Annotated in this window: 7 protein-coding genes and 2 pseudogenes; 6 read left to right on the top strand and 3 right to left on the bottom strand. The window is 32.7% G+C overall.

The window, feature by feature from the left end; all coding sequences use genetic code 11:
• Positions 1-1,499 precede the first annotated feature (1,499 nt).
• The gene (locus BW942_RS19640) at positions 1,500-2,600 is read left to right on the top strand and encodes a lipoprotein LipL36 (RefSeq protein ID WP_001253849.1); all 1,101 of its coding nucleotides are present in this window, start codon (positions 1,500-1,502) and stop codon (positions 2,598-2,600) included.
• A 1,323-nt stretch (positions 2,601-3,923) separates the two neighbouring features.
• Here the strand turns inward: BW942_RS19640 and lsa25.6 are convergent.
• Positions 3,924-4,619 (bottom strand): adhesin Lsa25.6, encoded by a 696-nt coding sequence (lsa25.6, locus tag BW942_RS19635; protein ID WP_000672495.1) that lies wholly within the window; start codon positions 4,617-4,619, stop codon positions 3,924-3,926.
• A gap of 1,198 nt (positions 4,620-5,817) precedes the next feature.
• Between lsa25.6 and BW942_RS19630 the strand changes: the two genes are divergently transcribed.
• Both BW942_RS19630 and BW942_RS19625 read left to right on the top strand, forming a co-directional pair.
• Positions 5,818-6,090, top strand: coding sequence for a hypothetical protein (locus BW942_RS19630; RefSeq protein WP_000280393.1), 273 nt, complete (start codon positions 5,818-5,820; stop codon positions 6,088-6,090).
• Between the two features lie 155 nt (positions 6,091-6,245).
• Complete coding sequence (locus BW942_RS19625) at positions 6,246-6,638, top strand: YfeK family protein (protein WP_000619739.1); 393 nt, start codon at positions 6,246-6,248, stop codon at positions 6,636-6,638.
• A 31-nt stretch (positions 6,639-6,669) separates the two neighbouring features.
• Here BW942_RS19625 and BW942_RS21915 read toward each other — a convergent pair.
• Positions 6,670-6,856, bottom strand: a pseudogene (locus tag BW942_RS21915) (hypothetical protein); the annotation flags it as partial.
• Between the two features lie 311 nt (positions 6,857-7,167).
• On the opposite strand from BW942_RS21915, the gene BW942_RS19620 reads away from it, so the two are divergent.
• Positions 7,168-7,524, top strand: a complete 357-nt coding sequence (locus BW942_RS19620; RefSeq protein ID WP_001281604.1) for a DoxX family protein — start codon at positions 7,168-7,170, stop codon at positions 7,522-7,524.
• A gap of 679 nt (positions 7,525-8,203) precedes the next feature.
• Here BW942_RS19620 and BW942_RS19615 read toward each other — a convergent pair.
• The gene (locus BW942_RS19615; protein WP_000669336.1) at positions 8,204-8,875 is read right to left on the bottom strand and encodes an OmpA/MotB family protein; all 672 of its coding nucleotides are present in this window, start codon (positions 8,873-8,875) and stop codon (positions 8,204-8,206) included.
• Positions 8,876-9,005: 130 nt separating this feature from the next.
• Here BW942_RS19615 and BW942_RS19610 point away from each other — a divergent pair, with 130 nt between their 5' ends.
• Both BW942_RS19610 and BW942_RS19600 read left to right on the top strand, forming a co-directional pair.
• Positions 9,006-9,683 carry a hypothetical protein gene (locus tag BW942_RS19610; RefSeq protein WP_001014491.1) on the top strand — a complete coding sequence of 226 codons (678 nt, stop codon included), beginning with the start codon at positions 9,006-9,008 and terminating at the stop codon, positions 9,681-9,683.
• 789 nt (positions 9,684-10,472) lie between these two features.
• A pseudogene (locus tag BW942_RS19600) lies at positions 10,473-11,569 on the top strand (fatty acid desaturase).
• Positions 11,570-12,045: the final 476 nt, after the last annotated feature.

Genomic DNA, 12,045 nt, shown 5'->3' with positions numbered 1-12,045 from the left:
CTTAACAAAGTCGGGTGATAACACCAGCACTCCCATCGAGCGATTCGTAAAGAGCGAGATGTTGAGTTTCCTACGCGGTCGACTTTGTTGAGTCGCCACACTTTGGTTTGCGGTGGCCGATTTGGATTCATCTACGGAACGGGGTCTTACAAAGCCCTAACGCTACGACCCATAGGAAGTAGCGTTATTGAGTTACGAGAGCGATCAATCTGCCACCGGCCTTCTTGACTCCGTCGATTCAAGAGTATCACACTTCGACTTGTCTTACGTCCAAGAATCATACTAATCTATGAATCGCGTTGGAAAACTCAGCACAACGCTCTCTATGGGTCGCGTTGGAAAACTCAGCACAACGCTTTCCTATGGGTCGCGTTGTGGGATGGGAACTAAGTTTTACAGAGGATTTGTCGTAATTTCGACAGATTTATATTGAGATATAACACTTGTGGGGTTGGTTATGATAGAAAGCGTTCTGCTGAATTCCTTGCATCGCCCCTTTCACTTTATACTAAATTCTCGTTAACATAATAAAAAATTTTCACTATGACCTTAAGAATTCAGTTTAAGAGATTTATTTTTCTGGAAAAAGTTGAAATTTAAATTTTGCAGTTCGATTTCTAAAATGTGGGAACTACCGCAAATCACGATTTTACTAACAAATTCTAAAATTGCAGAAACTCATATCTTTAGAAAATTCTTTTCTCAACCGGATTCACTTTATTTTATAAAAGTTCCTAATCACAAAAAATCCATTCAAAACTAGTAAACTAACACGAGTTTGATGTAGCGTTTTGTTTTATGAAATCTAATTTTTTCACAAAAAATAAAACGTGGGAATTATTACGAAAATTGAACGAGATTAGATTGTTTGAAAGTTTGCAAATTGCTAAATGCAATCTAATTTGTAGGAACCATTGTGTTTTATTAAAAATTTCTAAAGAATTATAACATAAAATTCTTTGAGGCTTTGGGACAGGCAAGCTCTTAAGTATAATATCAGGGTTGAAATTTAGTGTTGCATCTTAATAAGTTCAATGTTTTACTTTTATTGGTGCTCAATGACATAATAGAATAATTGCTTTCATATGATTATGCCGAACTCACGTTAAATAACATCAATCTAGAAAAAAATTTGGACTTTCTTATATTCGAAGCCCAATCGTAAATTGAGCTTTTTAACTTTGATCAATAAATTACAAGAAATGTTCTATAGAATATCCGATTCATCATTTCTGAATACCGCTTACGGTCATTTTACATACTGACAAAACTTTAATTCGCCATAAAAATTAATAAACTTTTAAAATATTTTCAAATTATATTTTGAATAAAAAATATAAGAAAATGTGACATAAGATATAGGTGTTTTTTGTAAAAACTACGATCTAAAAAGGGTCACTTTTTTGTATAGTATTTGACCTAATTTCTACACTTAAGGAATATTATAGACTAGAAAGTGATTTCATGATCACTTAAAAATCACAAGAGGTTCTTTCTTTATGAGAAGAAACATAATGAAAATTGCCGCTGTAGCAGCACTTACTGTTGCTCTAACGGCATGTAAAGGTGACGATGATGATGACGATGTTGTTATGTTGGCACTTTTGTATTTAGCAGATCAAACAAGCGGAAACTGTGTTACTCTTAGCAAGGCTGACGGTAATGGAGATGGAATACCTACTTACACAGCAACTGGTAATACGAAACCAAAAGGAGCTTGTAACAATTTCTATAATGTAACTGCCATTGTTAACAATCCAGAAGCAGTCGTAAGTTCAGTTAAAGCATCCTATCAGGCTGCTAAGGATAAAACTACAGCAGCTGGTTCAAATTGCGCTGTAGTAAGCACTTATCTTCAAAGTGCAATTGATGCTGCAACGACACTTAAAGTACAACAGACATTAGCGACTGGTACTTGTTCAAGATTGGGAACAGGTTGGAATCTCAATCCTTTAACTTTCGGTGGTAACTTTAGTGTAGATCCTGCTTATCTCGGAAAAACCGTTTATGCTTGTTCTTCTGAAAAAGCAAAAGAGGAATTATTTGACTCGTTTGCTATCGATTTCTCAACTGTTGCTGGATCGGTTGCAACGGATATGGCAACGAACTTGGCATATAGACAAAAATTCACTGCGGTTTCTGCGTCTAACTTTAAATGGACTGCAGATGCAGCTGCTAAAGGTCGTTTGATCAATGTTACTGAGCTTACAACTGTTGGTAAATCCGGAGCAACTGTAGTTGCATTTGGAGCTATTCAATCTGCAGCTTTAGCAGCAGTTGGTGCTGGTAACGTAGCAGGAGCTCTTGCAGCAGCTTCTTGTGGAAAAGATCTGTTAGCTAAAGAAGCTGAAGATGTTCAAAAAATTGCTTTTGCACTTTATGATCCAGCGTCTGGTTTTAATGGTGCGATGACAGGTGGAACCTTGGATGGTACAATTACTACTGCCCAAGCACAGTCTATAACAGAAGTTCTTTTTACTAGCCTTACTTGTCAATATGGTGATTTTGATGAAGAGGCAACAACTAATAAACAAACAGTTGGAACTGAAACAAACGTAAAAATTAACGGAACTTGCCCTGCAACTTATCCTAAAATCTAATTCTTTTTAGAATTTAAGTTAACGGAAAATACCGCACTTTTTTTAGTGCGGTATTTTTTTTGAGAAAAGAGATTTCTGAGAATTTCTCTAATTCTAAAAATTTTTTTAAACTTTAATCATTTTCAATTTTTATTATGTTTTATATAAAGTCGTTTTTAAGCGATTTGAGTGGGTGAATTTTGCTCACTCATTTTTAGATAGTTGTCAGAATGGCAAAACGATATTTTTTAAAAATATAAATCAATCATATTTTAATTTTCTAATATAACTCACTTCGACAACTTTGTCGTTTTCAGGCTTTGAATGCAACGAAATCAATGTTGCAGCTCCTTGAACTTACAAAGCACTTTTTTCCTCGAATTCAGCACATCGTATCTTGAATACCGATCCATAGAAAGGTTATCCTCTGAACTTCATCAATGGTTTTTCTTCAGTTCAGGTCGCGTTGAAAACCAGCAAAACACTTTCCTTAAACCCACGTGAGTTCGACGTAAAGAATTCATGGTTTTGAAAAGTTGGGATCTGAACTTTACAGATCAATTCCTCAACTGTGGGAACTACCGCAATTTAAAGAATAGAAGTTTATAATAATTGAATCTGTTGTATTCAAGTCTAGCAGCTCACATGAAAACTTAGGTTTGTCTGTAAAATGATGTGGAACTACTTGCTGCAAATTAAGATTTTACGAACAAATTCTAAAATTGTAGGAACTCCAACTTTTAACACATTCTTTCTCAGCTGAACTCACTTTAAAATGAGATTTAAATTTTGATAATAGCCGCAAAACAGCGGTTTTGTGCAAAAATCGGATGGGCGATAACTCTTTTTGTATTTTATAGTAGTTCCCCATCCACAATTTTCAAAGTTTAACTGTAAATCTACGATCTGTGAGAGTTCCCACAGATTAAGTCGTATTACAAATTTTTAAACATTTATTTTTTATGGAAAAATCAGGTTTTTATAAAACGAATCTATTACGTCGAACTCACATTAAACTCTGTATCACTCCTTTATGGTCGTTCGACAGTTCGTGTTTGAGACTCAGCACAACGCTCTCTCAAACTCAGCGTCTCGCTTCTATGGTCGCTCAACAGTTCGCGTTTTGGGTCCGGGCTTTTTGAAGGCGAAAAAATAGCCCGGTAAGGGGGTGAGCGGAGACCTTGGCTCCGCTCAGGGGGATTTTTCCCCCTTTTAATCCTTCAAAATATATTTTAGAGAATTAGAATATACTTGATTTCTATTGGTTGATAAGAATTGAAAGTGTGATCCTGTTTTTGCCGGATTGTCCAAAAATTTTCTTCCATGAACTCACGTTATTCAACTTTAATTTACTGGAAAAAGACTTTGACGAATCAATGCCTGATACCGAGGGTTTGTAATTTGGTTCGGGTTTAATACCCAAGAACTGTTTGCAGGCATCGGACTAAAATCCTTCTCTTGAATTTGTTTTCCTTTTTGAAGTTGGGTAAAATTTTCTAACATACGATCTTGATTGGTCAATATTTGATCCGGTTTTCCGTCTTCGTTTGAATCTAATTCCATTCGAGCTTCCGGGAAAATCCATAAACTTGGTTTGCCTTTTCCATAAAGATCTACTTCTACATGTGCTACAATTCTCATTGTTTCTTTGGGAACTGCAAATGCGTTATAATATACCATGGATTCCCAAGTTCCATTTTCGTCTAAATCACTTTGTTCGATTAATTTTCGATTTCCTGGACCATACCAAGTCCGACTATGATTTCCTTTTCGAATGAGTTCTTCAAATAAAACCAAACTTGTTTTAGGATCCTTATCGTCTCCGCGTACCCAAGTCCATAGATCCGTTTTTCCATCCAGATTCGAATCGGTTCGCACCATCACGAGTAGTTTTTCCGGTTGAAGAACAAAGGCTGTTTGATTTTTTTTATCTTTGTCGATTACACCTAGATCGCTTATTTTAATTCTATCATCTTTGCAAGAAGATAAAACGAGTAGGGCAAGTACTAAATTCAAATTTTTGATTATACTGAATTTCATTTTGAACTCCTTCCACCAGGTTAAATACTTTGCACCTGCATAAAATAAAAAAATAATTTTCTGTTTATTTTACATACTATCCAATTGCCTTTTTATTTATTTTCTCTATATAAAAACGATATGAATTTTAAATTGAATTTTTATTTAGGCTCAGAATTTTAAACACTTATTTTATAGTTTTGACAATAGTATCTAAGCCATATTTTCAATTATACTTTTGAAATGATTTCAAAAATAACTTAGAATGTTTTGTCTGTTTTTGCAGTTAAAAATAAGGAACTTATAAAATCGAGTTTTGAAAAATTAATTCTCATTGGTTTCCGTTTGATGGAAACGATAGATTAAAACGTTTTGTTAATTTTCCACTGTGGAATTTTTTCAACAACTCTAATGAAAATTTTTATTACGATGATATATAAAAATGATACTATGGTTTGTTCAATAATTTAGAATGTAGAATCTCCACCAAAAAGACATAAATTTCGGATTAAACACAATCTGTAAAAATTACTAAATTTTCACAAAAATTCCCGTTACTTTTTTATACGTCTTTGTTAATCATTTGACGATGTTCATTCAAACGAAGATTTGTGCAAAAATTTGAGTTTTACTGATCCCTATTCAATTGGTACCGTAAATTTTTATTGTAAAGTTCTGTTTAAACGCAAAATACCGAATATTCTATTTTAGAGTTCTGAGTCGGATGTTTTTTGTATTTTATATACATTCTCAAGTAGAAATTTTTGAACCGATTTTCATTCACTTTTATTATTTGTAATGTTTACTTATTTTATTTCTTCACAAATAATAGATGTGTCTTTTATGGTTTTGATTTGAAGAATAATAGATTTAAATGGAGAGAATTTTTCCCGAATTAGTGGACACGAACATTTAAAGTATATCTCGCAAAACGGAATATGATGAAGAGTTTAAGAAGAACACGGTTAAACTATTGTTAAAGTTCAGTATCCAAACTCAAAAAATTTGAGAATCTCGGATAAACTGAAAGAAATATCTGACGCATGCGGTTCGTTTCAAGAGGAATTTTGAGCAAAGAATGAACGTTTAAGGAAAGAGCTATTAGCAGTAACGGGAGAAGAGGAAAATTTTAAAAGAGTCTGTGACCATCTTCTTGAAACTCAATATACATATATAGAAAAGAATCATTTTTTTGTAGAAAATATATGCAAGATTCTGAATGTATCTAGAAGCAATTTTGGTCACTGAAGAATATCGTAAGTTTAAAAGTAAAAAATATATAAATTTCCCCGAGAAGTTTAATTTGCGAGAATTACTATTGTCTGTTGCTACTCATAACTATATAATGAAGTATCTAATATTTTGCATGGGATCAGTGTTTTGTGATAAAATTGAGTATCTTGGCTTTGGGAAGTTTATCGAGATTCCTTTCGGTAAACAACAGGTGTTTTCGTTTATGTTTTACTTTGAAACTTCTAAGTTTGTTTTTTAAGTTTTGAGTTTCATTTGGGTTCTTCTTTTAAAAAATGAATTATGAATTTAGAAATTTCATCTTGTCTTGTTTGCTTCGAGATAATTTTAATTTTTTATAATATTTAAATTTATAAAAGTAGACATACATTTAAAAAAATGAAAAAAGTATAATCAATGATTAGGAAATTAATATTTTTATCTATTTTTCTATTTTGTATATCTATCATCGCTGAAAATGATTCTAACTTTAGAAACGATTTAAATTCTTTGATGAATGTTCTTGAATCCTGCGAATGCAAATTTATTCGAAATGGCTCTGAACACGATCCTAAGGAAGCTAGGGAACACATGGAAAGAAAGTTAAAGGCGGTCGATGGGAAAATTCATACAATTCAAGAATTTATAGACCATATAGGTTCCAAATCCAGCGTATCCGGAAAACCTTATTTCGTAAAATTTGCAGATGGCAAAACGGTTGAATCTAGAGTTTGGTTAAAAGAGAAATGGGAAGAAATTGTGAATAAAAAAAGTAATTCTTCAAAGTCGATCCAGAATCGTAGAAATTAAGTTTTGGCGAGTTCGAGTAAGATTTATTTTGTTGGTTTTCAAAGGACCCGTGACCTTCAAAAATATTTTTAAGATGACTGATTGTTCTATTTTTAACTTGTCTTAGAACTTTAAAAAGTGTAAAAATAAGTTTCAATTCCCTTTTGAAAAAATATGAAAGTTTTGGAATTAGAGTTTGTACAAAAAACTAAAGTGTAGGAGTTCTTACAATTTTGAATATTAGAGTTATTGAAAAATTAATCTTTTTCCATTACTCAAAACTATATGAAGAGTATCATAAATTTTAAAACAGATCTCCATTTAGAGACAGGGTTTTAGATACTCTATTATGTAAGAATCAGTAAATAACGTTTTGTTGATAATCGATATGGATTTTTTCGACAACTTTTATTATTCAAAAGTTTATAAATTACTTAAGAAGCGTAATTTCTGAGAACCTCTACTTTTTTGGTTAGAATGACTTGGTTTCAAATTCATAATTTCTTTTGAGGTTTGGGAACAAGTTCTAAATTAAAAAAGGAAATTTCTTATGTCCGACTTAAAAGTGATCAGTTTATATTTCATGACGGCCTTTTATATCGCCGCGGGAGTTCTTCATTTTGTATTACCTAGATTTTATTTAAGAATCATGCCGCCTTATATTCCGTATCCTAAGTTAGTGGTTTATCTAAGCGGTTTGATTGAAATCGGACTTGGAGCTATGTTAACTCTTTCTGATACTAGATCGCTCGGAGCCTGGGGAGTGATTCTTCTTTTGATTGTCGTATTTCCTGCAAATTTTTATCACTATCAATCCAGAAGAAAAACCGATCCTCCTAAATGGGTTTTACTTTTAAGACTTCCGTTGCAACTTTTATTAATCTGTTGGGCTTATACATTTACTTAATTTTTAAATATAATAATATTCTAAATATTGATTGAAATATTTTTATCTTAGAATGAGTTATATTTGAACCTTATAAAAAAGTGCGTGAACTGTTGTATGATTTGAAATTTTAGAGTTTTATAGTTTCCGTGTGAATTTTTACACGGTTCGATTTTGAAATTGGTTTTTGATTAATTTGTTTTGAATTGATTATTCTCTTATTTTTATAAGAACCTCTATAAATTTAAAAAGAATAATTACCCTGTCTGATTTCTGAATAGAATTACTATTTTACTAGGAACTATACAATAGAGTATCTAATGTTTTGCACTCAAGTAGTTATTTATGACGAAAATTTCCAGTACTCAATTTTATAGATCAGAAACAGTCATTAGAAAAATTGAAAATCAATTGTATAATGTTTTATTAAGAATTTTTAAACCAGATTTTGTCTTAACAATTTTCTAATTTCTTTTTCAATAGATTTCTGAAATTTTACTGATAACATATAAAGTAATATCGTTAATTTTATATCTAAAAGATATGTTCTCTTCAAAATTAAAATTACTCTATGGATTCCCATAAAATTGAATCCCGGAAACATTGATCGTAAAGCCCTGTTTCAATAATACAAAAATCCTGTGTACTTTACTATATAGCCCAAGTAATAACTAAGAACCGGTAAGATCGATTTTAAATTTTAGTTCGAATACTTTTGCAACTCTTCCATACCGGGAAGATTACTTAGATCTGGAACGATTACGATTTCAATTCTTCGATTTGAAGATCTATTTTCCGGAGAAGTATTTGGAAGGGCAGGTCTAGAAGCTCCCATACTTGCCGCGCTGATCCTTACTTCAGGCATTCCGGCTTTGATCATAGTATGAAGAACGTTAAGCGCTCTTGATGAAGCTAATTCCCAGTTTGTATAACCTTTAATACCCGTAGGTGTATCGTCCGTATGTCCTTCTATTTGAAAACGTTTTCCTTCTAGAGAAGCGAGTAATGTAGTCACTTCTTTAATAGCGGCAGTTCCGGCGGGAGATAGGTGTGCGGAACCGATCGGAAATAAAATATCCGATGATAAGACTACTACCATTCTTCCGTCTATGATTTTAATTTTAAGTTTTCCCGCATCGATTAAAAAGCGAAACGTGGACATCAGCGCCTTGTATTCCTGAATTCTCCGATCTGATTCTTCTTGGATTCGTTTTAATTCTTCCAACGAACGGGATAGATCCCCTTTTTCTCCGAGAATTCTCTGATTTTCTAATTTTGATTCTTCATAAGATTTAAGAAGAGATTCATACTTAGAATTGGAAACGCAGTTGATTAAAAATAAAATAGCAAAAATAAAAATCTTAAATTTCATGAAATTCCACCGAAGTAATATCTGTTTTATTTGTCGGCGAATCGTAAAAAAACAAAAGGAATTGTCGGATGAATAAAAAAATCTTTTCATCAAGCGTTAGCTCGATTACACTACTTGGAAAGAGAATCAAATAAACGGGTCTATTTACAAATTAATCGAACTTTCCACCTCAATGCTTCTTTTCACGATTTTTTATCTTCCGGTTTCGCTGGTTTCACAGGATAAAACACCTGCCGGTACTTCCCTTTCCGGAAAAAACTTTGAAGTAAAAAAGGAACTCAAGTCTTACTTGGAAGAAGTCAGAAGAAATCTGAGAGATTCTGGTTATAATATAGATAAAAGACATCAATTCAATGGAGCCGTTTTTAAAGGAAATTCAGTTATTTATAAAATTCATCTTCCTTTTATCCAGGAAGAAGGAATTCAAAAATACAAATTAGGAATTGGTTTGGCGCATGATGATTCTGCTCATTCTTTCTTAGTTCAGATTTATAGAAGTGATAAAAAAGATAAAAAGATCGCACCGATTTTTTCGGCATATGCCGATCCGGTTTTCTTTTATGAATTCGATTATACTAGTTCCGGTAATCATTTTTTAGTGGAAATCACTTTAGAAGATTCTACTTTAAACGTCGCAAATTTTGAGCTTCTTTTTAGTACTTTGATAAGTCCTCAACCAGACAAAAATAAAAAAGAAGATAAAGGTCAGTATAATCCAAATCAGAATAATCCTGGGTTTGGACCTTATCCTTCCATCATTCCAAATGAGACTAGAAATTATTTTGAGGTTTTTAAAAAGGAATTTTGATGTTAAAATCAAAACAGGAAATTCATATAAAATTAATATTTAATTTTTGAATATTCAGAATTATGAAATTTTTTTGAATAACGTGAATTCGGTGTAAAAAAACTGGGCAAATCCAGCTTGCTATAGGCAAGCTGGACCGGGCTCTCAGCTCTGGTCAAGTTATTGTGAAATTTCAGAATTAGATTCAATTTTTATAAAATACCAATAACTTGACCTCGCATCGATCCCTTTCGCGTTAAATATTTTAGTTCGGTGTAAGGAACTCATGGTTCTGGAAAAAACTGGAATTTGAATTTTACAGATCGATTCTTTAAATGTAGGAACTATCACAAAACGTAGGTTTGTCTGTAAAATGATGTATGAATTTCCACAAATCACGATTTTATGAAAAAATTCTAAAATTGTAAGAACTCATACTTTTAGAAAAATTTTTTCTTACGTCAAACTCACGTTAAATAACATGAAAGGGATTAGTGTGTGGAAACTTAGCAGAATGCTCAGGTCGTCTCGCTTCTATTGGCGCTCGACAGATCGCGTTCTAAATTGAAACTAAAGACGATTGTTGTATAATATATTCCTCTATACAATTTATTGACCAGAGCTGAGAGCCTGATTCAACTTGCCACAGGTGCCCAGATTTTCTTGCATCGAACTCACATTAAATACGACATAATCTGTGGAAACTCACACTCAATTTTCAATTTGAAACAGTCATTTTTCTTGCCAAAAGATTCTATTTTAGTTAACATCGTTAATTATTAAAATGAACGATGTTCGTTAAGGAGAAAAATGAAAGTGAAAAATAAAACAAATCATTCACCAAAAGAAACTTTAGGTTCGGTTCGGGAAATTCTTTCCGACGAAACTTTTGCAAATCCAGCTTATAAGGGGGTTGGTTATTTTTTAAGAGATCTGTTTTTTTCGTCATAGTAACGGTTTTACTTTGGAACGTAGATAGTTGGTATGTTCTTCCATTTTTATGGTTTTTTGCAGGAATGATCATTTCGGCTTTATTTGTAGTGGGACATGACTGCGCTCACGAAGCGTTGTTCAAAAGTAAGTTTCTTCAATACTGGATCGGACAAACTGCAATGCTTCCTTCTTTGCACGCATATAATCAATGGGGCTATGGCCATAATAGAATTCATCACGGTCATACGATCAAAAGACAAGCTGACTTCGTATGGCACCCAACTACTAAAGAGGAATATTCAGAATTCGGAATATTCAAAAAATTGATGCATCGATTTTTTTGGTCTATTTGGGGCGGCGGTTTTTATTATATGATAGAAATTTGGTTTAAGGGAATGGTTTTATTTACAGCTCCTTTGAAAGAGGCTAAAAGAGATAAGTTGATTATGCTTTCTTTCGCGTTTATTTCATCGGGTTTGGTTTTTTATTTTGGAGCTTCTTCTATCCCCGGAGTTTTTGATATTGGAACTGGTTTGTGGATGTTTACAAAGGTTTGTTTGATACCGTTTATCGCTTGGAATTATTTTATGGGGATTACGGTTTACGTACATCATATTCATTCGGAGATTCCTTGGAAAACGAAAGAAGAGTGGACTCCGTTTTATGGACAAATGAAAGGAACCATCAACTACCATATCAATCCGATTATGAATTTTTTCTTCCATAATATTTTTATTCACATGCCTCATCACGTTCATATGAAAATTCCATTTTACAATTTAAAACGCGCTTTGAATGAGATTAAGGTTATTTATGGAGATTACGTTTTGGAAAGGAATACGATCCTCGGAGATTATTTAAAATCAACTTCACTTTGTAAGGTGATCGATTCGGATACTGGTAAATGGATGACTTATAGAGAAGCCGAAGAGATGTCTCTAAAAGAGAAAGATTTGGAATCTATCCCAGTTTGATATTTCTTTAATGAGTCTGTCCCAAAATCTGCTCGGCGATTATAGGAACGAGAAGGCTTTAGTTTTCTCGAACTACCCAAAACGCGATCCGTAAAAAACGTTTTGTTGAGTTTGAACATGAGACGCTTTTAGTTGTACAAAAATGTGGGAACTATAATAACAAAAAATGCTCAAAAATTATAAATCATACAATGAATGCGATTGTTCTTGTGGGAACTACCGCATTTGATTGCAAATTCAAGTGATTCATTCTAAGATTTTGAGACAGGCTCAATATTTAAAAATTCTGTCGTAAAAAATTTTCGTTATCTAGGGTTTTGGGATTTGAATTTAAAACTTGTCCCAAAATTTCTAAAGTCATCAACGATCATACTTTAGAAATTTCTAATAAAATATGAGTTTAGTATAATCAAATACAAAAACGATTATTAGTTATGTTTTAAAACACGATTTATAGAGAGCGTTTTGTTGAGTTC

Origin of the sequence: Leptospira interrogans (assembly GCF_900156205.1) — a bacterium.
Lineage (GTDB): Bacteria > Spirochaetota > Leptospiria > Leptospirales > Leptospiraceae > Leptospira > Leptospira interrogans.
The sequence above is the reverse complement of the archived record's forward strand: the minus strand, read 5'-3'. Positions and strand labels throughout refer to the sequence as shown.